Annotated in this window: 28 protein-coding genes and 1 tRNA gene; 17 read left to right on the forward strand and 12 right to left on the reverse strand. The window is 57.0% G+C overall.

Annotated features, from left to right (window positions below; translation table 11 throughout):
- Positions 1-3: 3 nt before the first annotated feature.
- The 3 genes from A0U94_RS06445 to A0U94_RS06455 all read left to right on the forward strand — a co-directional run bounded on the left by A0U94_RS06445 (position 4) and on the right by A0U94_RS06455 (position 1,188).
- A complete protein-coding gene (locus tag A0U94_RS06445) occupies positions 4-234 on the forward strand; it encodes a BolA/IbaG family iron-sulfur metabolism protein (protein WP_077802848.1) in 231 nt (76 codons plus the stop codon).
- A gap of 87 nt (positions 235-321) precedes the next feature.
- Positions 322-657, forward strand: coding sequence for a Grx4 family monothiol glutaredoxin (grxD, locus tag A0U94_RS06450; protein ID WP_062032115.1), 336 nt, complete (start codon positions 322-324; stop codon positions 655-657).
- A 204-nt stretch (positions 658-861) separates the two neighbouring features.
- Positions 862-1,188 (forward strand): hypothetical protein, encoded by a 327-nt coding sequence (locus A0U94_RS06455; RefSeq protein WP_077802849.1) that lies wholly within the window; start codon positions 862-864, stop codon positions 1,186-1,188.
- A gap of 4 nt (positions 1,189-1,192) precedes the next feature.
- Here A0U94_RS06455 and A0U94_RS06460 read toward each other — a convergent pair whose 3' ends face one another.
- The 3 genes from A0U94_RS06460 to A0U94_RS06470 are packed head-to-tail and all read right to left on the reverse strand — an operon-like array spanning position 1,193 to position 4,018.
- Positions 1,193-1,564, reverse strand: a complete 372-nt coding sequence (locus A0U94_RS06460) for a YraN family protein (RefSeq protein WP_338030062.1) — start codon at positions 1,562-1,564, stop codon at positions 1,193-1,195.
- Positions 1,561-2,571 carry a porphobilinogen synthase gene (hemB, locus tag A0U94_RS06465; protein WP_077802851.1) on the reverse strand — a complete coding sequence of 337 codons (1,011 nt, stop codon included), beginning with the start codon at positions 2,569-2,571 and terminating at the stop codon, positions 1,561-1,563. The genes A0U94_RS06460 and hemB overlap by 4 nt, the downstream gene beginning before the upstream one ends.
- A gap of 4 nt (positions 2,572-2,575) precedes the next feature.
- Positions 2,576-4,018 carry an amino acid permease gene (locus tag A0U94_RS06470; protein WP_077802852.1) on the reverse strand — a complete coding sequence of 481 codons (1,443 nt, stop codon included), beginning with the start codon at positions 4,016-4,018 and terminating at the stop codon, positions 2,576-2,578.
- A 92-nt stretch (positions 4,019-4,110) separates the two neighbouring features.
- On the opposite strand from A0U94_RS06470, the gene glyA reads away from it, so the two are divergent.
- The gene (glyA, locus tag A0U94_RS06475) at positions 4,111-5,415 is read left to right on the forward strand and encodes a serine hydroxymethyltransferase (protein ID WP_062032138.1); all 1,305 of its coding nucleotides are present in this window, start codon (positions 4,111-4,113) and stop codon (positions 5,413-5,415) included.
- On the opposite strand, the gene A0U94_RS06480 is transcribed toward glyA, so the two are convergent.
- On the reverse strand, positions 5,394-6,461 hold the full coding sequence (locus A0U94_RS06480; protein ID WP_077802853.1) for a M14 family metallopeptidase: 1,068 nt from the start codon (positions 6,459-6,461) through the stop codon (positions 5,394-5,396). The two genes, glyA and A0U94_RS06480, sit on opposite strands and share 22 nt — an antisense overlap.
- A 300-nt stretch (positions 6,462-6,761) precedes the next feature.
- On the opposite strand from A0U94_RS06480, the gene A0U94_RS06485 reads away from it, so the two are divergent.
- Together A0U94_RS06485 and A0U94_RS06490 are read left to right on the forward strand one after the other, a co-directional pair.
- Positions 6,762-7,955: a glycosyltransferase family 4 protein gene (locus A0U94_RS06485; protein WP_077802854.1), complete on the forward strand. Its 1,194-nt coding sequence runs from the start codon at positions 6,762-6,764 to the stop codon at positions 7,953-7,955.
- Positions 7,952-9,043, forward strand: coding sequence for a glycosyltransferase family 4 protein (locus A0U94_RS06490; protein WP_244178102.1), 1,092 nt, complete (start codon positions 7,952-7,954; stop codon positions 9,041-9,043). The genes A0U94_RS06485 and A0U94_RS06490 overlap by 4 nt, the downstream gene beginning before the upstream one ends.
- Here A0U94_RS06490 and A0U94_RS06495 read toward each other — a convergent pair.
- On the reverse strand, positions 9,040-10,221 hold the full coding sequence (locus A0U94_RS06495) for a DEAD/DEAH box helicase (protein ID WP_077802855.1): 1,182 nt from the start codon (positions 10,219-10,221) through the stop codon (positions 9,040-9,042). The genes A0U94_RS06490 and A0U94_RS06495 overlap by 4 nt on opposite strands.
- A gap of 62 nt (positions 10,222-10,283) precedes the next feature.
- Between A0U94_RS06495 and A0U94_RS06500 the strand changes: the two genes are divergently transcribed.
- The 5 genes from A0U94_RS06500 (at position 10,284) to A0U94_RS06515 (ending at position 15,942) form a co-directional block, all read left to right on the forward strand.
- Positions 10,284-11,216 (forward strand): mitochondrial fission ELM1 family protein, encoded by a 933-nt coding sequence (locus A0U94_RS06500; RefSeq protein WP_077802856.1) that lies wholly within the window; start codon positions 10,284-10,286, stop codon positions 11,214-11,216.
- Positions 11,217-11,229: 13 nt separating this feature from the next.
- Complete coding sequence (locus A0U94_RS06505; protein WP_077802857.1) at positions 11,230-13,116, forward strand: hypothetical protein; 1,887 nt, start codon at positions 11,230-11,232, stop codon at positions 13,114-13,116.
- 100 nt (positions 13,117-13,216) lie between these two features.
- Positions 13,217-13,291 (forward strand) — tRNA-Val (locus A0U94_RS06510).
- Between the two features lie 248 nt (positions 13,292-13,539).
- The gene (locus A0U94_RS15895) at positions 13,540-15,000 is read left to right on the forward strand and encodes a hypothetical protein (RefSeq protein ID WP_167369364.1); all 1,461 of its coding nucleotides are present in this window, start codon (positions 13,540-13,542) and stop codon (positions 14,998-15,000) included.
- Between the two features lie 60 nt (positions 15,001-15,060).
- The gene (locus A0U94_RS06515; RefSeq protein WP_244178103.1) at positions 15,061-15,942 is read left to right on the forward strand and encodes a DNA adenine methylase; all 882 of its coding nucleotides are present in this window, start codon (positions 15,061-15,063) and stop codon (positions 15,940-15,942) included.
- Here the strand turns inward: A0U94_RS06515 and A0U94_RS06520 are convergent.
- The 7 genes from A0U94_RS06520 to A0U94_RS06545 all read right to left on the reverse strand — a co-directional run bounded on the left by A0U94_RS06520 (position 15,918) and on the right by A0U94_RS06545 (position 19,461).
- Complete coding sequence (locus A0U94_RS06520) at positions 15,918-17,039, reverse strand: tyrosine-type recombinase/integrase (RefSeq protein ID WP_077802859.1); 1,122 nt, start codon at positions 17,037-17,039, stop codon at positions 15,918-15,920. The genes A0U94_RS06515 and A0U94_RS06520 overlap by 25 nt on opposite strands.
- A gap of 186 nt (positions 17,040-17,225) precedes the next feature.
- Positions 17,226-17,390: a hypothetical protein gene (locus A0U94_RS15900; RefSeq protein ID WP_167369365.1), complete on the reverse strand. Its 165-nt coding sequence runs from the start codon at positions 17,388-17,390 to the stop codon at positions 17,226-17,228.
- A complete protein-coding gene (locus tag A0U94_RS06525) occupies positions 17,387-17,941 on the reverse strand; it encodes a hypothetical protein (RefSeq protein ID WP_077802860.1) in 555 nt (184 codons plus the stop codon). Before A0U94_RS06525 ends, A0U94_RS15900 begins: the two co-directional genes overlap by 4 nt.
- Positions 17,938-18,249, reverse strand: coding sequence for a hypothetical protein (locus tag A0U94_RS06530; RefSeq protein WP_077802861.1), 312 nt, complete (start codon positions 18,247-18,249; stop codon positions 17,938-17,940). The genes A0U94_RS06525 and A0U94_RS06530 overlap by 4 nt, the downstream gene beginning before the upstream one ends.
- Positions 18,250-18,289: 40 nt before the next feature.
- Positions 18,290-18,520, reverse strand: coding sequence for a hypothetical protein (locus tag A0U94_RS06535; RefSeq protein ID WP_077802862.1), 231 nt, complete (start codon positions 18,518-18,520; stop codon positions 18,290-18,292).
- The gene (locus A0U94_RS06540; RefSeq protein ID WP_077802863.1) at positions 18,520-18,948 is read right to left on the reverse strand and encodes a hypothetical protein; all 429 of its coding nucleotides are present in this window, start codon (positions 18,946-18,948) and stop codon (positions 18,520-18,522) included. The genes A0U94_RS06535 and A0U94_RS06540 overlap by 1 nt, the downstream gene beginning before the upstream one ends.
- A 126-nt stretch (positions 18,949-19,074) precedes the next feature.
- A complete protein-coding gene (locus A0U94_RS06545) occupies positions 19,075-19,461 on the reverse strand; it encodes a helix-turn-helix domain-containing protein (protein ID WP_244178104.1) in 387 nt (128 codons plus the stop codon).
- A 242-nt stretch (positions 19,462-19,703) separates the two neighbouring features.
- Between A0U94_RS06545 and A0U94_RS06555 the strand changes: the two genes are divergently transcribed.
- Genes A0U94_RS06555 through A0U94_RS06580 form a run of 6 tightly spaced genes read left to right on the forward strand, consistent with a single transcriptional unit; the run spans position 19,704 to position 23,181 of the window.
- Positions 19,704-20,252, forward strand: coding sequence for a hypothetical protein (locus A0U94_RS06555; RefSeq protein WP_077802865.1), 549 nt, complete (start codon positions 19,704-19,706; stop codon positions 20,250-20,252).
- Positions 20,249-20,695 (forward strand): hypothetical protein, encoded by a 447-nt coding sequence (locus tag A0U94_RS06560; RefSeq protein ID WP_077802866.1) that lies wholly within the window; start codon positions 20,249-20,251, stop codon positions 20,693-20,695. Before A0U94_RS06555 ends, A0U94_RS06560 begins: the two co-directional genes overlap by 4 nt.
- Positions 20,695-20,928, forward strand: a complete 234-nt coding sequence (locus tag A0U94_RS06565; protein ID WP_077802867.1) for a hypothetical protein — start codon at positions 20,695-20,697, stop codon at positions 20,926-20,928. The genes A0U94_RS06560 and A0U94_RS06565 overlap by 1 nt, the downstream gene beginning before the upstream one ends.
- A complete protein-coding gene (locus tag A0U94_RS06570; RefSeq protein WP_077802868.1) occupies positions 20,921-21,358 on the forward strand; it encodes a hypothetical protein in 438 nt (145 codons plus the stop codon). Before A0U94_RS06565 ends, A0U94_RS06570 begins: the two co-directional genes overlap by 8 nt.
- The gene (locus A0U94_RS06575) at positions 21,355-22,896 is read left to right on the forward strand and encodes a DnaB-like helicase C-terminal domain-containing protein (RefSeq protein WP_077802869.1); all 1,542 of its coding nucleotides are present in this window, start codon (positions 21,355-21,357) and stop codon (positions 22,894-22,896) included. The genes A0U94_RS06570 and A0U94_RS06575 overlap by 4 nt, the downstream gene beginning before the upstream one ends.
- 3 nt (positions 22,897-22,899) lie before the next feature.
- On the forward strand, positions 22,900-23,181 hold the full coding sequence (locus A0U94_RS06580; RefSeq protein WP_077802870.1) for a hypothetical protein: 282 nt from the start codon (positions 22,900-22,902) through the stop codon (positions 23,179-23,181).
- The last annotated feature ends 27 nt before the right edge of the window (positions 23,182-23,208 follow it).

Consider the following 23,208-nt stretch of genomic DNA (forward strand, 5'->3'; position numbering starts at 1 on the left):
TTTATGCCAATGGCAGCCTCTGAAATCGAACGCACGATTCTTGCCGCCATTCCTGATGCCCGGATCGAGATCGAAGATCTCGCCGGGGACGGGGATCACTACGCCTGCCAGGTCACAAGTGAGGCCTTCCACGGGCTTTCGCGTGTACGCCAGCACAAACTGGTTTATGATGCATTCGGAACCCGCATGGGCACTGAACTGCATGCGATGGCCCTCAAGACGCTCACCCCTTAAGAGCCGGGGCTGACGTCTCTTTTTCCAGACGAGCACTGACAGCAGGACCGGGCCTTTCGTCCGTCCTGCCGAACCAAGGAAAATCCAATGTCCGAAACCGTGTTCCAGCATATCCAGAACCTGATCGACGCCAATCCGGTCATGCTGTTCATGAAGGGTGACAAGCTCTTCCCGCAGTGCGGCTTCTCCGCACGCGTGGTCCAGATCCTCAACCATCTTGGCGTCCCGTTCGCGACCTGCAACATTCTTGAAAGCGCTGAACTGCGTCAGGGCATCAAGGACTTCTCGCAGTGGCCGACCGTGCCGCAGCTTTACGTCAAGGGTGAATTCGTCGGCGGCTGCGATATCGTGACCGACATGTATCAGAGTGGCGAGCTTGAGACTCTGCTGACTGAAAAAGGCATCACGACCGCTAACGCCTGAGTTGCTACGCCCTAATTCGGGGCCAATCATGGCGAAAAGTGCTGAATTCAGCACTTTTTAAGCATTGCTCCTGCCACAATTCAGCCATGAAGCGGCGAAAAGTGGCAGGACCTTGATTTTTTCGGAAACTTTCCCATCAGGGGTTGTCGAACCCCGAGTTCAGCGCATAGGCTGGTTTCATCAAACGGGATGGGACGAACGTCAATGGCGCGGAACTGGGTCAGCAGAGTTGCTCTGGGTATCATGGGTGTCGGTATCTGCATGGGAGCAGGCAAGGCCTATGCCCGTCCGGCCATCACCGATTACGAAGCCAGCAAGCTGACCTTTGATGCGCTGACCGCCACGCCAGTCTATCACCGTGCCGTTTTCCACCATGCGCTTGCCCGCCGCACGCCGTCGCACAATACGGCCGTGGCCTGGAGCAGCTCACACGCGATGGTCCGTAATGTAGCTTACCGTCCGCACGCAATCGCTCATGCACATGTAACGGTTGCCTCCGCACACCATCACGCTCGCATCCGTCGTACCTGATCTTTCAGAACTGGCGCAGCGCATCCTGAATGCGTCGCGCCTGACCTGAAAGGTCCACGACGATCAGATCAAACCGGGTGTTGGGCCTGTTCCATTCCGGTTTTGTCAGCAGAATATATTCAAAGGCTTCCATCAGCCTTTGAGACTGCCTAACTGTCAGGCATGACGCACTTTTCCGCAGGCTGCGTCTTTGCTTGACCTCAACGGCAATCAGCCATTCCGAATCTGTCGCCAGAAGATCGAGTTCGCCGTAAGGCGTTCGTAATCTGCGTGCGAGAATTGTCAGCCCGCGCTCCTCAAGGAGGCGGGCTGCAATATTTTCAGCGTCCAGCCCCGTATAATAGGACTGAACGCCGCGTGCTTGGGGGCTTTTCAGCGCTCGTCCCGCAGAAGACGGGCAGCATCCAGTGCGAAATAGGTGAGAATGCCGTTACAGCCGGCACGCTTGAAAGCGATCAGGCTTTCCATGATTGTGCGATCCCGGTCGAGCCAGCCGTTCTGGATTGCACCCATCAGCATCGCGTACTCGCCCGATACCTGATAGGCGAAGGTCGGGACCTCGAAACGTTCACGGACACGACGGATGATGTCGAGATACGGCATGCCCGGCTTGACCATGATCATGTCCGCCCCTTCGCGCAGATCCTGCTCGACTTCGCGCATGGCTTCGTCGGAATTGGCAGGGTCCATCTGGTAGGTCTTCTTATCCCCGTGCAGCAGACTGCCGGAACCCAGCGCGTCACGGAACGGACCGTAGAACGCGGAAGCATACTTGGCCGTGTAGGCCATGATACGGGTGGTGTCGTAGCCATTGCCGTCGAGCGTTTCGCGGATAGCTTTCACGCGGCCATCCATCATGTCTGACGGAGCAATAATGTCGTTGCCAGCGCGGGCCTGATTGAGCGCCTGCTGGCGCAGGATCTCGACAGAGGCGTCATTGAGGATGCGGCCATTCTCTATCACACCGTCATGCCCGTGATCGGTGTACGGATCGAGCGCCACGTCGCCGATGATACCCAGATCGGGGAAAGCATCCTTGATGGTGCGCGACGCACGACACATCAGGTTGTCCGGGTTCAGGGCCTCCGTGCCGGTGGCATCGCGGACGCTCATGGGCGTGACGGGGAAGATGGCGACGGCCGGGATGCCGAGGTCCACAGCCTGCCGGACGTGTTCCACGACATTGTCCACGCTGACGCGCTCGGCGCCTGGCATGGAGTCGACCTTCTGGCGCTGGTTTTCACCTTCGCAGACGAAAATCGGCCAGATCAGGTTGTCGACATGCAGGCGATGTTCCTGCACCAGACGGCGGGTGAAAGCATCGTGGCGATTACGCCGCGGACGGGAGAGGGGGTATGCTGCATTGCTCATGCCCCCGATCATGCGCCTAACTTTGGTCTCTGCAAAGTCGACTGTTGCGGATGCCGTAAGCAAAATAGACGGCAAGTCCAATGACCAGCCAGACGACAAGCCTTATCCATGTCAGGCGATCAAGCGACACCATTACCGCGCCGCAGGACAGTATTCCGAGGACGGGAATGACGCTTCCGCCTGGCACACGGAACTGGCGCGGAGCCTCCGGCTGGGTTCGGCGCAGGACGGGAACGCTCGCACAAACGATGATGAAGGCAAGCAGCGTTCCGATCGAGGTCATGTTCCCGAGCACGCCGATCGGCACGAGAGCCGCGAGAAGGCTGGTCAGAACCGCGAACAGCAGATGGGACGTCCAGGGCGTGCGAGTGCGGGTGTTCAGCCGGGCGAACAGCGCAGGGAGCAGTCCGTCGTGGGACATGACGAGAAAGATCCGCGCCTGCCCCAGAAGCATCCCGAACAGCACCGAAACATAACCCGACGTAATGCCGAGTTTCACGAGGCTTGCGACCCAGGGAAGGTGAGCAGTGTCGATGGCGGTTGCCACTGGGCTCGGATCGTTGGCCATGAGGCGATAATTGACCACCCCGGTCAGAACCAGCGAGAAAATGACGTAGACCACGGAGCAGATCAGCAGACTTCCGATGATTCCGATCGGAATATTACGTGCCGGGTTGCGGCTGTCCTGCGCGGCGGTCGAGACGATATCGAAGCCGAGATAGGCGAAGAAGGCCATCCCGGCCGCGCGCATGACACCGGAAAACCCGAAAGAGCCGAACGTGCCGGTATTTTCAGGGATGAACGGATGATAATTCGCCATATGAACATGTGGCGCGCACACCACGATCACGATGGCGACGACCGCCAGCTTGATGATGACGACGGCCGTATTCACCTTTGCGGATTCGCTGACACCCCGCATCAGCAGCGCCGTGACGATCCACAGGGCGCAGGCTGCTGGCAGATTGAACCATGCGGTCGTGATGGTGCCGTCCGACAGCGTGACGGGCATCAGGGGCGGGGCCAGAAGCCTCGGGTCGATGGGTAACCCCCATCCGCCCAGAAGCGACGCCAGATAACCGGACCAGCTTGAGGCGACGGTCGCCGCCCCCACCGTATATTCGAGCACGAGATCCCAGCCGATCATCCACGCGATCAGCTCCCCCATGGAGGCATAGGCGTAGGAATAGGCCGAACCGCCGGAGGGAATCATCCCGGCCAGCTCGCCATAACACAGACCCGCAAAACCGCAGGCCACGGCCGCGATGACGAAAGAGAGCGTCACGGCCGGACCGGCATTCTGGCCGGCAGCGACGCCCGTGAGAGAGAAAAGACCAGCACCGATCGTCACGCCGATACCGAGGGCGACGAGCTGCCAAGGACCGAGAACACGCCTGAGGCCAGTCTGGCTGTCGGCTGCGGATGATACGGGTTTGGTCCGCCAGAGCGGAGTGGTCATGAAGGTTCCTCGTTTGTTAGGCGGATTGTTTTTGCCGAGGCAGGCAATCTGGGCTAGTCACATGCCGAACTCACCCTGGAGAATGGACCACGATGTCGGAACACGCCAGCCAGTCCACGCTGAATCGTTTCTTTCATGCCCCCCTCAAGGAGGTTGATGCCGAAGTTGCCACCATCCTGAACGAGGAGCTGACGCGCCAGCAGGACGGCATCGAGCTCATCGCTTCGGAAAACATGGCCTCCTTCGCCGTCATGGAAGCACAGGGTTCGGTGCTGACGAACAAGTATGCGGAAGGCCTTCCGGGCAAGCGCTATTATGGCGGCTGCGTGGATGTGGACCGCGTTGAAAACCTCGCCATCGAGCGTCTGAAGAAGATGTTCGGCGCAGAGTTCGCAAACGTGCAGCCGCATTCCGGTGCCAATGCCAATCAGGCCGCCTTCATGGCGCTGGCCAAGCCGGGAGATACGATTCTCGGCCTGAGCCTCGCGGCTGGTGGACATCTGACGCATGGCGCGGCTCCGAACTATTCGGGCAAGTGGTTCAACTCCGTACAGTATGGTGTGCGCGCCGAAGACGGCCTGATCGATTACGACCAGATGGAAGCGCTGGCCCGCGAGCACAAGCCGAAAATCATCGTGGCTGGCAGCTCCGCCTATCCGCGCGTTATCGACTTCGCCCGTTTCCGCAAGATCGCCGATGAGGTCGGCGCCTATTTGATGGTGGACATGGCGCATTTTGCCGGTCTGGTTGCCGCTGGCCTGTATCCGAACCCGGTTCCGGTTGCGGACATCACGACATCCACGACGCACAAGACGCTGCGCGGCCCGCGCGGCGGCATCATCCTGACGAACGACCCCGATCTGGCGAAGAAAGTGAACTCCGCCGTGTTCCCGGGCCTGCAGGGCGGTCCGCTCATGCATGTGATCGCGGGCAAGGCCGTCGCGTTCGGTGAAGCGCTTTCGGATGAGTTCAAGGCCTATCAGAAGCGCGTTCTTGCCAATGCGCGTGCGCTGGCGGACGAGCTTCAGAACCGTGGCTTCGATATTGTTACGGGTGGCACGGACAGCCATCTGATCCTCGTCGATCTGCGCCCGAAGAAGGTGACGGGCAAGCTGGCCGAAGCCATTCTAGAACGTGCCGGCATTACGGCGAACAAAAACGCCATCCCGTTCGATCCGGAAAAGCCGTTCGTGACCTCCGGCATCCGTCTGGGCAGCCCGGCAGCGACGGCACGTGGCTTCGGAGAAGCCGAGTTCCGCGAAATCGGCCGCATGATCGACGAAGTGCTGACGGCGGCTCTTGAGGAAGAAAATTCCGAAGCCGTCACGGCGCGCGTGCATGAGGAAGTGAAGGCCCTGTGCCGTCGCTTCCCGATCTACGACCGCGCTTCGGCCTGAGATCTGAACGGCGCTGCGGTCCGTCTGGCCAGACGGACCGCAAGCTGTCCCCGTCGGGGACGAAGATTGGGCATGATCAGCAGGCACTCGTCATAAGGTGTGTAGATCAGGTCATGTCCATCATGGGCGAGGGGCGTTCCCGCTTTGGGGATTGTGACCCCGCCCTCCCATGGCCTGACGAAACTGAAATCTGCGTGCCGGGCAATGATGTTGTCGGTCACGACGGCCATTTCGGGCTCGCAGGCTCCCTGCGTCGCATGTCCTCGCAGATGAATGGCCTCGGCCTGCGCCAGAAGACGCTCGATGGCGCTTTCCATGACCGTGACGGTTCCAGGCTCCCAGTGAGATCCCGCTTCCAGAAGACAGCTTCGTCCGGTCCCGCCTGGCGACATGAAATGGGCATGTTCGATCAGGCGTGAACCGCCCTGATGCCCCAGATCCGTCAGAACCGTCTGAGGCAGATTTCTGCCCGAAGCCAGAGCGCAGGCCAGTTCTGCCGAACGCTGGCGGGGAGAGGCGATGAACAGGGGCTCGGACGGCCAGAGCGTGGAATGCAGATCGAGCAACAGATCAGCACGGGCGATATAGGGCTGAAGCTGACGGGCCCGTTCAAGCTCGCTGGAATGGTCGCGGCCATTCAGCCGTGTGCTGTGCCACAGACGGTTCAGGTCCTCATCGACATGGCGAGCCAGAACCGGATTTGTGATGTCGAACCGGTCAAAAGCTTCCAGATTGGCCAGAATGAACGTCAGACGCCCCGATGTCAGGGACAGTCCTCGGCGCCGAAAATTTTCAAGCGCCCATCCACCGGCATATTCATTGCCGTGCACCATGGCGGTGATGACAATTTCAGGACCTGAACGCCCCGAGTCGAAAATCCACACTCCCGGTATGCCTGCAGGCGGCATTCGCCACATGGAAAGATCAGGCGGGGGAAGAGACACGGCAAAAACAGGTGACGGCTGCCCGAAACCGGGCAGCGTTTCCGACAGCCGGGGCTGACGTATCCGGATGGGATGGTGACGCTGTCCCGCCTTGCAGCTCATGCCAGCCCACTCCAAGACAGACTGACACGACGAAGAGCGCTCTCCGTCCGGTATCCCGGCGAAGCCATACCTGCACCACAGAGCGTAGGACATGGATCGGTCATGGATTGTAGTGTAAGCACGTTAGGCACAGGTCGCCAGAGAGAGAGCATCGCCTTTCTTTCCTTCCGCAAAGGAAAGACGTCACATTTTTCCGGGGCCCGTCCGGCGTTACTGTTTTGTGTTTTCCGCCCGGTTTTTCAGAGATTTCGGCTCCTTGCCCACGTTCACGACCGAGGACAGACGACCCATGAACGGACGATGAAACAGTCTCTCTCTATTTTTCACAAAGTATGGCAACGCTTTCCTGCGGAAGCCCGGCGGCGCTTTTTTGTCTGGGCGACTGCTCTGGCCGTACCTGCGGTCAGGCGGGGCAAGCCGGTTGCGGCACAGGGGATCATCGTTGCGGGCGAATTCAGCCGTAGTTCCGGACTGGGCGAAGGGGCAAGACTGATGGTCCGGGCGCTGCGGGAGATGGGGATTGCCTGCGCGACATGGGATATCGACCGTTGTGTTCTTGAAGGGGACATGACCGGACCGGGAGCGCCGCTGGTGATGCATGTGAATGCCCCCATGCTGCCTTATGCGCAGTTTTTCATGCCACGCGCGCTACGGACGGGACGCCGGATCATCGGATACTGGGCGTGGGAGCTGCCGGTCGTCCCGGAAACATGGCTCCTGGCCCGGCGACATGTGCATGAAATCTGGGCGCCCTCGCAGTTCACCGCTGATGCCCTGCACGCGCTGGGGCGGCCGGTTCGGGTCGTGGAACACCCGGTTGGTCTTGCCGAGGAAAAATCTTCCGGCCGCAACCGGACGTCTTTCGGACTGCCGGAAGACTGCGTGATTGTTCTTGTTTCGTTCAGCCTTTCATCCAGTATGGTCCGCAAAAGCCCGATTGAGACAATCCATGCCTTCAGGAAAGCCTTTGGTGACCGCACGGACCGGCTGTTGCTTATGAAAATCGGTCATACCGCGCATTATCCCGAAGATCTGGCGACGATCCGGGCAGCAATCGGCGGGGCTTCTAATATCTGTATCGAAACGGGCCAGTTCGATGGCGCCGACAGGCTCGCTTTGACGGAGTGTGCGGATATCGTGCTGTCCCTGCATCGCAGCGAGGGCTTCGGGCTTGTGGTGGCTGAGGCCATGGCGCTCGGGCGCTGCGTGATTGCAACGGACTGGTCCGCAACAACCGAGTTTCTGGATGAAACCTGTGGTCTGCCGGTTGCATACACTCTCATTCCCGCCCGTGATCCGCGTGGGATCTGGGAGATGCCGGACACACAATGGGCAGAGCCCGACATGGATTCCGCCGTCCATGCTCTTCGGACGGCAGCCGATGATCCGGATCTGCGCGCCCGTCTGGGGGTGCAGGCCAGGCGCAGGGTCGCGACCCGCCTGAACGGTGCGACATTGCGAGATGCGGCGCAGGCCGTTGGAGTGCGGCCGTGAGAAAACGTTCCAAACGTATTCTGGCCGAACGTATTCTGGTCTGGCAGTGGGGGCGGCGGGGTGCCGGGCCACGCATTGCAGTTGATCTGGCGAATGGTCTCAAGAGAGTGCCGGGGACGGATGTTCTGTTATGCCTGTCAGAACGGGCAGAAATCCTGCGCAGCCGGAATGCCCCCGAAGCCGTGGTCAAGGTTGCGACGTATAGTTCGCTCCGTGGACTGCTGAAAAGGCTTCTGACCGCCCCCTGGCTTCGCAGGCAGCTTGCGCGGATCGTGCGGGATTTCCGCCCGGATGTTGCCATCTGTGCCATGCCCGGACCGCTGGATATGCTGATGACGCAGGTGCTTCACAGAGCCGGTGCCTGGATCGTCGTCATTGTTCATGATGCCCAGCCTCATCCGGGAGACGGCTACCCCTTGCAGGGGCTGTTGCAGCGCCGCTTGATCCGCCATGCCGATCAGATCGTTACCTTCAGCCGCCATGTTGCCGATGGACTGACCTCTGGGCCTCATGCCGTTCAGTGTCCCGTGACGTCCCTTGCGCATCCACCTTTCATCGGCGGGACGGGGGTAGTCCCGTTTGCGCATGGAGGTGCGCCTCGCATTCTCATGTTCGGGCGTCTTCTTCCATACAAGGGGCTGGACCTTCTGGCGGAAGCTTTGCCACACGTCCGGCAGGGGTTTGAGTGCCGGGTGGTGGGGCATGGGCCTGCAAGTCCCGAACTCCGCAGGCTCGAGGGGCTTGAGAACGTCAGCGTCGAGAACCGCTGGGTTGAGGAAGACGCCTTACCTGCGCTGGTCGAATGGGCCGATATCGTAGTGCTGCCCTATCGTGAGGCGTCCCAGAGTGGCGTGGGCGCGATGGCGATTGCCAGCGGGCGCTATGTGGTCGCAACGCGTGTGGGTGGTCTGGTCGAGCAGTTTTCCGGCGATACGCAGGCTGTCCTGTGCGATCCGAACCCGACGGCGATTGCCCGGGCGCTGGAGGCGATCCTTGAAGCTCCTCCGCCCGTACGCCCCTGCGTTGACAATGCGCAGGAATGGGAAAATCTGGCGAGGAACATTCTCGCCAGTAGTGACAGTTCCTAACGGTCCAGCGAATCTTCCGTCGCGATCCTTACGCGATAGCCGATATGTTTCTCCACATCGCGCAGAAAAGTCCGTTCGTCGACATTAATGAGCGAAAACGCTACGCCCTTGCGTCCGGCGCGGGCTGTCCGACCGATACGATGAACGTAGGCTTCCGGCGTTTCGGGCATATCCATGTTGATGACGAGATCCACATCCGGAATATCGAGACCGCGCGAGGCAATGTCTGTCGTCACCAGAATGGGAACGCGCCCCTGACGGAACAGGTCGAGAGCCTTGTTACGGGCACCCTGCGTGCGATCGCCATGAAGGGTTTCGATCCGCAGGTTGTGGCGCCGCAGGATTTTGGCGAGCGCGTCCACCGTGTTCTTCGTCCGCGCGAAAACAATGCTCCGCCCTTCGAAATGCTTCAGCAGACGGGCCACGGTTTCGGGCTTGTCGTCCTTTTCCACGAAGATCGCCCGCTGGCGGATATTCTTGGGCGTGAACGACTCCGCCGCGATTTCCACGCGCACAGGATTGCGCGTCACCCGCTTGGCAAGATCCATCACGGGTTCAGGCAGAGTGGCCGAACAGAAGACGGTCTGGGGCGGGTGATCCGGGAAATAGGGCGTCAGGGCCGTCATGCTGGCAGAGAAATCCTCGTCCAGCAGGCGGTCGGCTTCGTCCAGAACGAGATAGGTCAGATGTTCCAGAACAAGGTCGGCCTGCATGACCAGATCCAAAAGACGGCCATGCGTCGCCACGACGATATCCACGCCATCGCTCACAGACTGGACCTGCTGCTCACGCGGCGTCCCACCACAGATAACGCGTGTTTTCAGGGAAAGCCTGCGCCCGAGCTGACGGCACACGGCAGCGGTCTGGGCGGCGAGTTCGCGCGTGGGTTCAAGAATGAGCGCGCGGGGTCCCGGCGCCGGGCCGGCCTCCTCAAGCTTCTGGAGCATGGGCAGCACGAATGCCGCCGTCTTGCCGCTACCGGTCTGGGAGCCGACCAGAACATCCTTTCCCTCCAACAGAGGAGGGATGGCCTGCGCCTGGATCAGGCTCGGGCGTTTGTGTCCGGCCTGGGCCAGAGTTGCCAGCAAAGGGGCAATCAGCCCAAGCTCTTCAAATCCGGGAGCAGGAGCGGCTGGCGTTGCGTTCGAGGAAGCAGGGGGCGTCTGGGACGTTGTCATCTGCGCTTCTTGCCAAATTTCTCGCAGTTCGGGAAACACCTTCTTTTTTGCGGAGTTCCGTCATGAAAGCCATCATCATCGCGGAGGACTTCGCCGGCATGCGCGCGCAAGGGGCAGGACTGGCGGAAAAGGCGGGTCTGGAGTGGGATTTCCGACCGGTGCGCATCCAGCCGTTCTGGTCGCATTTTCCCGCACGGTACTGGCCGTTTCCCCTGAAGCGGGTCGATCCGATCAGGATTCCCGAAGATACATGCCTCATCATCTGTATTGGGGGAACGGGAGGTGTGCTTGGCCGGGCCGTCGCCCGACGCGAAGGACTGCCCGTCGTTCAGATCCAGAACCCGCGCATGCCGCCCCGCAAGTTCGATCTGGTGATTGCCAACACACATGATGGCATCACTGGGCCAAACGTCTTGATCTCGCGCAATGCACTTCATCCCGTAACGCAGCAGAAGCTCGATCTCGCACGTACCCGATGGGAAGGGCGGCTGAAGCAGGATACACGCCCACTTCTGTCCGTTCTGATCGGGGGCGCCAATGGCCGCTTCACATTGGGCGCGGCTGAAGCAGACCAGATAGCGGAAGGGATCATCGCCTTTACAAGGCGCAACACCATGCAGGCCGTTCTGACCCCCTCGCGCCGGACCGATCCGGCTGCGGTTGCTATTTTCCGCAAACGGCTGGAGCCGCACGGGATTGCCATCCTGACAGGAAGCGGCGACGAAAACCCCTATATGGGCATGCTGGCCTGTGCGGACATGATTGCCGTAACGACAGACAGCGTTTCCATGATTTCCGAGGCCGTGGCGACATCAGCCCCCGTTCTGATTTTTCCGCTGCCCGGGCGTTCAAGCCGGATCTCACGTTTTGTGAAAACCCTTGAAGACGCCGGATGTGTGAAACTGTTCGACCCCGAACAGGCCCCGTGGGATGTGGGCCCGCTTGACGATACCCCCCTCGTGGCGAGAGAAATGCGCCGACGTCTGAAGCTCTGAAAGGGCCCCCTGTATGCTCGATATCCGCACCTTTGGTCCGCAGGGTGGCAATATTCTTTACAAGGCGCTGGCGCATCCGCTTGCCGCCGAAGCCCTCATCCGCATGGAAGCCGAATTCGCAGGCCGGACACTCGCTGTCTACGACCCGGATGACGCCGCACGCACGCTGGCTGCACTCTATCCGGGCCTGAAACCGGCCCATATCTATGTGCATGACACGGAACAGGTCGGGAAGCCGGACGGTTTTGGCGGGACGCTGCGGGCGCTTGTGGATCTTCCGACGACAGAAGCGGATGTCATTCTCGCCCTGTCGTTTGAAGATGCAAAAATGCGGACGCGCCTGAAGGGGCTCCTGAACAGACGGGAGCTGCAAACCCTCGCATCAGCCCGCCTGCCGGATGACATGATCGTCAAGGGGCGGCCATATCTGGACAAGCTCAACTTCGCGACCAATTTTGCTTTTTTCCGCGAAACGGACCGCTTTTCCTGCCGGATCGTGACGGCCAATTACTGGTCGAGCTATGCGGCCGAAAACCTGCGCTACTGGATGCGGCTCTATGACGGAAGCGGTAGCATTCTTGCACAATGGGAACAGCCGGTGACGCAAGCCGGTGCGGGGATCACAATCGACAGCGCCGAAATACGGCGGCGGTTTGATCTGCCGGAATTTACCGGACAGCTTTTCATCCACGTTCTCGGTGCGCGTGGGCATGACGTCGTAAAATACGCGCTTGATAGCTGGGGCAAGAACGGCGATCCGAGCCTGTCTGTCACGCATGACGCCAATGCCTGGCCCTCCGTGCGTTACGCGACCCTCCCAGCCCCGGAACCTGATGAGACGCTGATCGTCTGGATCCAGAACAGTCATGCGACAACGATCCCGGCGGGCGCGATTTCTTTCAACCGTATGGGGGAGGAGGCCGCACGTCTGATCGACCATGCGGTCGGGCCATTCGAGACGCTGGCTGTCGATGTCGGTGCGCTCTTTCCAGGGTTGCACTGGCCCGCACAGCTTGAACTGCGCTCGGGGCGGCATCTGGTCCGCCCGCGCTATGAAATCACCCAGCGGGGCAGGACCCGCATCGCCCATCTGAATGTGGAGCGGGACAATCTGCGTCCTGACCCCGCCATCCGTCAGTTTCCGCCTTCGCTGGGCCGGGGATTCCTGCTGCCGTTCCCGATCCTCGACCCAAAGCGCTTCGAGACTTTCCTGCAACCCAACCCCATGTCCGAAGCGCTTCAAAACCTTCCCGTCAGGTTGGACCTGTTTGATGAATCCGGAAAAAAAACCGGTTCGCATTTTCTGGGAAACCTGCCGCGTAATCATGACACAGCCGTGGCCCTGCATGATCTGACGGACCGTGCGGGTCATGCGGATCTGGTCTACGATTTCCGCGATGGGGGTGAAGCGGACGGCTGGCTGCACGCCCTGATGCGATATCGGAACCGCAAGAGCGACCATGCCGCAGAAACCAGCTTCGGGGCGCATATCTTCAATACGCTCATGACGTGGCGTTCGGAGCCACAGTCCTATTCAGGCCCACCGCCGGGCCTGACCACCCGGCTGTTCCTGAAACTCGGCCAGAAAACAGCTCTGAACACACTGCGCAGCTTCTGTTGCCTGATTCATCCAGCCTCCGTTGAGGGCACCGACATTTCGGAAACAGTCCTCCTGCTTCACGCAGCGAATGGTTCGCTGCTGGCCCAGACCACGATCAAGATTGCTCCGAACGGATCTTTCATGGTGCGTCCACACGAACTCTTCGCAGCATCGAATCTCGATCGTGCAGGGGAGGGTGGCTATGTCCTCATCCGTGACCTGACCTGCCGCCTTTTCGGCTATCACGGACTGGAAGACGGGCAGGGAGCGTTCTCACTGGACCACATGTTCGGCTTCTGAGCGCCCGAAAAGGGAAGCCGGAGCGAACAAACAATGCGGCTTCCCGCGAAAAAGACCTTGTCAGAAAAACCTCACTTTGCTAGAAGCCCGTCCAGCGGATGGGCGCGTAGCTCAGCGGTAGAGCACTGCCTTCACACGGCAGGGGTCACAGGTTCAATCCCTGTCGCGCCCACCATCCTAAATCCTTAAATTCCAATGGTTTTCTATTATTGCTTTCCGTTATTCTTAAACGAGAAGGTGGCAGATCTACTCATTTTGAATGCTCATCAGCTAAGCGAATCTGGATAGTTTCTGGATAGCTCTAAGCTGCTGCGGAATAGCAAAATGCAGCAATGTTTCATGCAACAATCAGAAACAATATTGGCTTCCTCGATGATTCATTTTATCGTCGAGCGCATCATTCGTTGAGTAACGTTAGGAAATATGATGCCGCCCGAGTCAAGAAAAACTATTTCTATAAATAGAATATACTTAGACCTCGAAAACCCAAGGCATAATAAATTCAGTTCTCAAGATGAGTGCATAAAATATTTATGCAACAAGGAAAACATACTTAATTTAGCGAAAGATATCGTAAAAGAAGGTCTAAACCCTTTAGAGTATGTAGGTGTCATAAAAGAGAGTCCCTCATCGTACTATGCCGCAGAGGGAAACAGACGAATATGTGCTTTGAAACTTATAAATGACCCAGATCTCGCCCCGCCTGAACTTCGACGAGAATTCAGAAAATTAAATTCTAGTCCCAGAAAAATTACCAAAATTGAAGTACGGGTATTTGAAAATAGAGAAGAAGTTAGATTATGGCTGGATCGTATACATGCTGGGTATGACGAAGGCCGCGGGCGCAGGCAATGGAATTCCGAACAAAAGTCGAGAAATAGCAAATACTCGAAGAATGATTTAGCATTATCTATCGTTGATATAGCGGAAAACTATGGTCTGATCACCAAAGATCAAAGAAACAAAAAACTATCGACTGTACAAAGATATTTTTCCAATCCTATTACACGGAATACATTCGGCATAGGTGGATCATCACGGGAAGATTTAACAACCACCCTATCATTTGAGAACTTCCAATTTTCATTACAGGAATTTATTAAAAAACTTATCAATAATAAGATAAACACCAGAGACAATGCAGAGAAGATAGTAGACTTCTCGACTAATTTGAAAGCCAATCCAAAATATTCTCATACTCGACAAGAACCTTGGCTGGTATTTTTTCGGCCATATCCACACGCAGGCAAGCCAGAAGATACCTCAAAGACTGATACAACTGCTTCCGATTTACCACATCACTCAGATACTCCTGCTCCTGCTCCTGCTCCTGCTCCTGCTCCTGCTCCTGCTCCTGCTCCTGCTCCTGCTCCTAGAGGGGAAGATTCAAAAGCCGATGCTCCTTCCAAGCCTTATTCTTTTCCGCCCCAATCGAAAGGCACTACAGTCACGCCTCCTGCAAAACCAAAATTAATCCGCGGCTCTATAGAGATACAAGATGCCATAAAAGAAATACCAAGCTATAAACTTGAAAATATATATTACTCAATGTGCACTATTACATTAACGGATCACACTCCACTTCTAACCGTAGCAGCATGGATGTTTATAGAGACTTTAACAGCACTCAACGGCAGAAATGAGAAAACGGATTTCGTTTCTTTTTTAAGTACCCAAAGAATGGAAAAAGACTTTGATTTAGGAGCACGAGATAAAACAAAGGGAATATCTGAAGCCTTAAAAAGAATATCAGAAGGCGGCAATTCAACAAAACACAATAGAACCTCAGCCCATTTTAACAGCGAGTCTTTATTCAATGATTTTGAGACACTTTCACCTCTAATATTAGCCCTTGCCCAAGGCGCTAAGGGCAAGAGCCAATGAGGGCTGTCCAGGATAAATCTTTCTGGTAAAAGAAGGCGTTAGTTTATGCTGGAGGGAAAATTGGTAAAGGCTGTGTCACCCCTTCGTTACCCCGGTGGAAAGGTATGCCTTTACCCCCTCCTGTGTGAGATTCTTAGAATCAATAATCTCCACCGCAGACGATATGCTGAACCGTTTGCTGGTGGCGGTGGATTGGCATTAGCGCTCCTATATTCTGGAGTGGTTAGTGATATTCACCTGAACGATTTTGACCCAGCAGTATGGGCATTTTGGTATAGCGCCATAAATCACAACGACGAATTTATTCACCTTGTGAGTAACACACCATTGACGATAGACGAGTGGAAAAGACAACGTCTAACTAACCTAAAGCAAGACACAAATGATTTGTTATCTTTGGGATTCTCCACATTTTATCTAAATCGAACAAATAGATCGGGAATTATCAAAGGTGCTGGCGTGATTGGCGGCCTCAATCAAGACGGCAATTACAAAATGGATTGCAGATTTAATAGAGACGATTTAATTAGACGGCTAGAGAGAATATACAAATATCGAGAACAAATAAATGTTACAAACTTAGATGCTATTCAGTTTATAGAATCTTATAAATACAACACTGGCGATATTTTGATGTGCATAGATCCACCCTATTTCAATAAAGGGAAAGGACTATATACAAGTTTTTACGAAGAAAATGATCACAAAGATCTATCGATACTTATAAATAACATCGAAACTCCATGGATACTTACATACGACGACACCCCAGAGATAAGAGAGCTTTACAAGAGAAAAAGAATATTTGAATTTGATATAAATTATTCAATTGAAACAAAGAGAAAAGGTACAGAGATACTAGTTCCGTCTTCAGGACTTCGTATCCCGGATTGCATCAAAAACCGTGCTTCCAGTTCTCAAAAAGAACTGGAATTTATATGATTTTTGAAATTATTTATTTCTCCTAAATAAACATTAGGCATCTGCTTCGCATACCGCGTCACCATATTGATCGTGCTCCAACCTCCTTCGTCTTTCAGACGGAGGAGGTCTTTGTGTAGGCAGTAGTGCCAGGTGGCCCAGGTATGGCGCAGATCGTGTGGCGTGATGTCTGGGACGAATACACGGCGTTCTGTGGTTTCGCCTTTGGGGATCCAGACACGAAATTTACCCGGCAGCTTAGCTTTGCGACAGGCGGCCGCCCAGCCTGATTTGATCTGCCCGCCGCTAGTTCGGCCATTGTTATGGTAGCGGTCGCCTGTGATCCTTTCCGGATCGGCTCCTTTGAATCGTCTGCGGATCTGGACCGGCCGGAAAACATGGCCGTGTCGATGGGGCAGGGCTTCGAGCGCTTCCATCACTACCGGCACAAGATCCAGTCTGCGTTCATTCCCTTGCTTCTGCCAGACGACGGCCTGTTTGCCGCGTAGATCCACGTCCTTCCATTCAAGGTCCAACGCCTCGGACATCCTGACGCCTGTTCCGACCAGGAACGTCAGTAGGGGCTTAAGGTGGGGGGCGGCGGCATCGATCAGGCGTCTGACTTCGGCCGGCTTCAGGTAAGTGGTCCGGCCGCGTGGAATCCGGGGCGTGTCGAAAGCTGGCCGATCGCACCATTGGCGAATTGCCGCAAATTCGAGCACGGCCCGCAACGGTGTCAGAACACCGCGCATCTTGGTTGCAGAGCTGGCGGAGATACCATCCCGTAGGATCTTGCGGTAGGCATCGTCCAGCTGCGGCTGTGCGATCTCGATCAGTCGCGTGGTGCCGAAATGGTTCAGCAGGCGGCGAAGGTGGAACTTGGTCGTCTCCGACCGTTCCTCTGCCTCTAAATAGGCTGCTACGGCATGGGCGAATGTGACGGTTGCCTTCTTGCCGTAGATGCTCTCGGTCCACAGTTCGGCCTCGCGCTTGGCGCGGAATTCTTCCGCCCGCGTGGGGTCAGAAGTTCCAGTGCTTTCGCATACGCTCGTGCCCCGGATGGTGCCGCGGATGTAGAGGTTCTTGGTGTTGGGGCGTTTGACGATTTTGAGGGACATTCGAGGCTCGACAGAAGACGGGTGATATCTTCGGGATAAAAGACGATCCGATTGGACCAGCGGCGATGCGTGGGGCCGCCATCGTACTCAGGCACCTGGGAAAGGTGCTGCATCAGCTTTCCTCGGCCGAGACGACCCTTCAGGTGATCCAGAAGCTCGTTGACGGTGTAGACCGTGGGCAGCTCGTCAATCTTCATTGCGGCGTTGCTCTGTGCTCTCCTGAGCATTTCCAACTCCAAGCTTGTGAGTATCGAAACAATTATTTGAACTGCAGAACAGGGCGAGAAACGGCGTGATGACCACGCTGACCGCAGCCCATGTTGCGACACACACAGCAATATGCCCGATCAAGACAGATCCTCCGTGAATGTGCTGAAGGATGTCGGATGCCAGTCGACCTTGGCCTCCACGATCATGGCGCGCAGATCTTCGTTCTTCGCGCGTCTCACATACTTTTCGGGTCCAGCGGTCGAGGGCAGCAGTTCCAGAAGCGTATGCCTGGGAACCTGTGCCAGGATCTCACTGGTCGCTAAGCTCGGCAGGTAGGTGTCAGCATTGATGACCGTACCGATCAGTTCGCCGATCTGGTATCCTTCAGCAGACTTCATGGCGCTTGTACGCCTGGCTGGCGGGAAGATGTCTGTGAGGCGCTTGATCGTCTCGATCGCGATATCCTCGACTTCGACCTGTTCCATGCGGCGAAATCCGCCGTCGCCATCCCGTCCGGTGATGCGATCCATCAGATCCCGGTTGGAGTACTGGCCACCGATCAGAAGAATGACCAGAGAGATCATGATCTCTTCGGTCGTGCGCGGGCCCTCCAGTAGCGCCTTGTCGAGCGCCTTTTTCAGCTCTTTGGCCAGAGCGTCCTGTCCAGCCTTCGTGATCAGGATCTTGCTCATGGCATGACCTTTCGGTCGGCGTTATGCCTGACGCGCTCCAGGAGGGCATTTCCGAAGACGGTCATGTCGGTCAGGATATGGCCTGCCATGCTCGGACTACCGACGGACGCGACCAGGCGGCCGGAAAAGAAGATGTCCTGCGGGCAAAGCGTGTCCCGCGATCGGGTTTTTGCCATCGTCTCGGCATCAGAAAAGGTCGTGCAGTCGACCCGATCTTTGCTGTTCGGCCGTGTCCCCGTCGTGCAGACAGTGAAGAACGGGTAAGGGCGTCCCGCCCGATTGGGCGTGAGTTTTCTGCTGTGTGTCATGGCTGTTTGTCTTTTCCCTAGCTCGGTATGGGCAGCAGATTCACAGCGCCAGCTCCGGCGTGTGGCCTTCGTCCAGGCGCGCGGATCCGTCTGCCGTCGGAATTGCCCGCGCAATGATCTTCCGGCCCTGTCGGGTGGTGACGGCGGCCCGCTTGCAGACCGCCCATGTGAGGGCGGATTGCCCGGCGAAATACCTGGTCGCATAGCGTTCCACGACACGGCCTTTCGCATCGCAGATGCCGAATTGTGATGATTGGCTGCGGGTTGGCATCAGCTCTGGCCGTATGCTGCGGCTCGCAGGACATCGACCATCTTCCAGCACCAGTCATGCATGCGAGCGCGGTCGATTTCTTCGATTGCTGATGTCGTGACTGGACGGCATTCGACCGTCTTTTCCGGAATGCCGGGAACGGGGTCGCGGATCAGGTTCTCGGACAGGAGTTCGTCTAGCCGTTCGCCGATTTGGAACGCATTTTCTGACCAGATGCGGGCGCCGTCATAGTCTCGGTAGCTGTCGAGGATGCCGGCCTGATTGCGGCAGTTCTGCTGGTTGACGAAGAGTTCCCGCGCTGCGGCGTGAACGCTCGGATTGATCTCTGTGAGGAGCTGTTCAAAGCCGCTGCGCGTCTGTGGAGCGGGTCTGTCAAACAGTGCTGGGCGCGTAGCGGGACGGCCTGTGTGGGCTTGAATGTGCGACACGGAAACTCTCCATCGCGGGTAATGATGGAGATTGTGTGCAACATACTCACATTTTATGTCAATGACAAATGTGCGCTTAGCTCACATTTAAGATTTTTAAATCTTATCTATTCTTGGAAATCCTTCTCAGATTTTTAAACCCGACCTTTGAAGCATCAGCTTGAGGTGCGTTTCAGCTTCTTCGCTAGGGAGAGAGCGAAAAGCCTGCAATAATTGTATCTCTTGGTCGGTAAGAGGGTAGAGGGGGCTTCGGTTGCCTACCCCTGAGATTAGCCAGTCGAAAGTTAGATTGTATTCCTGAGCTATTTTCAGGAGCAATTCCCGTCCAGGCTGCTCCTTACCAGACTCAATTTTAGAGAGATATGATCTAGATATATCTAGCGCCGCCACAAAATCGGCCTGCTTCAAGCCTAAATCTCTGCGCAGTTTTTTGATGCGCTGACCTATATCGATAGCTTCTTCCATCGAAAGACGATGCACGTCTCTAAAGGAAAATGGGTGCAAATAGCTCACACCTGTTCTTGACGCAGATATGTGAGTTATGCTCACATTGTGCCTATGGATATTGATGACATCATTCGGGCCGCAGGAGGCCCCCAGAAAGTGGGAGGTGAAATTGGCCGCTCCCACTCTGCAGTGTGCCGCTGGAAAAAAGTTCCCGCAGTACATGTGTGCAAATTGTCCCAAATGTCGGGCATTGCTCCGCATGTCATTCGGCCTGACGTTTTTCCGTCTCCAAGGAAGGATTGCGCAGCATGAAAATCATCCATGCGGTCATCCGTAAACTGCGTCCGCGCGCCCGTCATCCGGATGGTGTCCGGAGCAAGGCGTTCCAAGGCGATCAGTATGAGAACGACTATCGACAGGTTCTGAAATCGCTCTCAGAAATCCAGACTTGCGGTTCGGGGTCAGTTGTCTGTTTGATCTCGACCGTTCTGTATCTGCGCACCTGGTGCAAGATCGAACGCGAAAAGATGCGCCATGATCGGAATGTCACGGCGGTCAAGATCGCGTTCTCCCAGGACAAGTTCAAGCTGACCTCGTCCTGGCAGATGCGGGATCTGATTTACGACCTGAATGATGTTTTACATCCCGTCGTATTTCAGCTCTTCATCAGAAGTATCTTTCGGCATTTTTACAAATTTCTTCATTTTCTCAAGCGCCTGTTCAAGCTTGCGAACGCGATCTTCCAGTTCTTCAATTTTCTGTTTCAAGAATCGTCTCCTGTTGGTTGTGGAAAACGCAGGATGGACGATAGCGGCCGGGGTGAACATTCTTCGGCCGCGACTGGTGGTGACGCATGAATACTGTCGCATCCATCAAAACGGCCACGCAGGCCGCAATCAACCGGATCGGCAGCATTGACGCGGCGGCATCTGTTGTTCGCGTGGGGCGCTCGCAGCTCTCGGAATATCAGAGCCGCAACTATCCGGCCGTCGTGCCCGTGGATGTCGCGATTGTTCTGGACGAGTTTGCCCAGGAACCGCTGATCCTCGGCGCGATGGCGCATGCGGCCGGCTACACGCTCACCCCTCTGCATCTTGGTCATGGTGACGTCGCTGAGATCATGGAAGGCGTTGCCTGCAATGCTGGCCTGACCATGGCCACGACAGTTCGTGTTCTGGCGGATGGTGTCATCACGCCTGATGAAGCGGCCGACCTTTCGCGGGATCTGGCAAAGCTCCAGCGGGTTGTGACTCATGCGCTCCAGATCGTGCATACCAAGGCGCAGGGAGTGTCCCGCTGATGGCGCGGCCCTCACTTGACTATGACCGCATCGCGCCTGCTGTGCGCCGGCTCTATGCGGGCGGGTCTTCCGTCCGTGTGATCGCGGCGAAAGTCGGGATTTCGGTTGGCAGCGCGCATGCGTTGATCGGTCAGATCGGATTGATCCGTCCTGTTGCGGACAAGGCCGGTGCCTGCGCAAAGCGCCGCCGTCCGCTGCCGGCTGGCGCATGCCTGGAGATCGCGCGTGTCTGATCTGCTCGATCCTTTCCAGTTTTTGTCAGAATTGAATAAAGATATTGCAGCAGCTGGCAGCCAGAGCCGCTATGCGGAGCAGCGCGGCGTGTCACATACGACCGTTTCGCACGTCCGGCATTCGCGCCGCGATCCCTCGAAGGAATTTCTGGCGGCAATCGGTTTTGACCGTTTCCCGCGATATCGCCCGCTGCGTGGCGGCATCCATGCGCCGCTGCTCACAAGTATGCAGTTTTTTACGGAAGTGAATAATCAAATCCGCCAGGCAGGCGGTCTGACGCCCTTCTGTGTCCGTCATCGTCTGCCGGTTGGCAGCGTCTCCAATTATCTGAATGACAACCGCCGCGCCTCGGATGCTCTCGTCCAGGCCGTGGGATATGCGCGCCTGACGCGCTTTCGCCGGCGTGTTGTCGGGAGTGTTTCCGCGTGAGTATTCACAAACTCGTTGATCCCGGCGTTTTCGGTGGTGCGCTGCGCTCGGTCCCGCAGAACATTGCTGCTGAGCATGGGCTCCTTGGTGCTGTCCTGGTGGACTCCAAGAAGGTGCTCGAAACCGTCGAAGAGATCCTGCATCCGGATCATTTCGCGGATCCGGTCAATGCCCAGATCTATGAGAAAGCCCTTCTCATTTACAATGAGGGCCGCAATGTCGATCCGCTGATAATCATTCGGCATTTTGAGCACCCGGACGAACTGGTCTGGGGCAAGACAAACCCGAAAGAGTATTTTGCCAAGCTGCTGACAGCCTATGTCAGCCCTCGGATGGCGTTTGATTATGCGCGTGAGATCCGCGACGCCGCGATGCGCCGTCAGTTGATGGCGTTGTGCCAGCGGACGGCAGATCTCTGTTGTCGGCCGGAAGATGAGCGGGCTGAAGATATCGTGGAAGGCCATGAGGCGAGGCTGCTCAGTATCGCCATGGGGATGTCGGAAAGCCAGCCAAACGTCTCTCTGTTTGATGCCGGTTGTGAGGCTATTCTCTCGGCCCGTGAAGCGCTGGAGCGTGGTGGCGGTCTGGCTGGACTGTCCTGGGGTTACAAGGCGCTCGATCGTCTCACGGGCGGCCTGACGAATGGCAATCTCTATATCGTGGGTGCTCGTCCAGCTGTCGGCAAGACATCTCTTGGTCTGGGTATTGCGTTGCCACTGGCAGCCTCTGGAAAGCGTGGGCTGTTCTGGTCTGGCGAGATGCTGGCCAAGCAGGTAGCCGGTCGTGCGGCATCGGCGCGGACAGGACTGAACCTGCGGTCGATCTTCAACGGCCTTCGGTGGGATATCGGGCCCGATATGGAAACGGGCAGCCAGCCGCCGCTGGAAGACTGGCAATGGAAAGAATACGAGAACGCCGTCGATGAATTTTTCCATATCCAGCTGGAAATCGACACACGTCCTGGACTGACGATCTCACAGCTTCGATCCCGTGCGCGGCGTATGAAGCGCTCAAAGCGCGGCCTCGATTTCATCGTATTGGATTACTTCCAGCTGATGCGCGGATCTGCTGCTGTTCGCGGGCGTGGTCGATACGAAGAAACCACGGAAATCAGCAATGAACTCAAGACGCTGGCGAAAGAGCTGGATGTTCCGATGATCGTGCTCGCTCAGCTGAACCGGAAATCGGAAGACAAGGAAGACAAGACGCCAGAGTCTGATCACCTTCGCGACACCGGCGCTCTGGAACAGGATGCGGACGTGATCTGCCTGATCCACCGCAGGCATCTTCACCTGAAGAAGCAGCTCGCCAGTCTGGCCAAGCGGGATCGGGAAACAGAGGACCAGTTCAATGATCGCAGCCTGGAGCTGGAGGAACAGGTCCGCCAGCAGGAAGGGCGCGGCATGCTCCTGGTGGCCAAAAACCGGCATGGCCCAACTGGTGTCTGTCCGGTCTGGTACGACGATTCCACCACCTGGTTCAGGGATGCCGGAGAAGATCCTCGCGCGCGTGCCTGGACTGTGCAGCGCGGAGCGTAGGTCATGGCGCGTCGCGAGCGGCCGGGAAAGCACGCGCGGAGCATCATGTCCGACGTGCGGTGGTCGACGCTGTCTCTGGCGGCGCGTTCTGTCTGGCTTGGTCTGGCAGATGTCGGCGATGTCGTTCCTGCGGTGCGCGCACCTGGAAAAAGCGGTCTGACCATCGAGGATTTCGCCCGCTATCTGGCGGCGGATGTGGCGGCTGTCGGGCCGGCTATCCATGAGCTGGTCCAGTGTGAAGTCATGGCGCCAATCGGCGCCGGCTTCAGGCTGACATCCTACTAGGTTTTTAGGTTTTCAACCCTGCCTCTG

This window comes from Gluconobacter albidus, assembly GCF_002005485.1.
GTDB classification, from domain to species: domain Bacteria; phylum Pseudomonadota; class Alphaproteobacteria; order Acetobacterales; family Acetobacteraceae; genus Gluconobacter; species Gluconobacter albidus.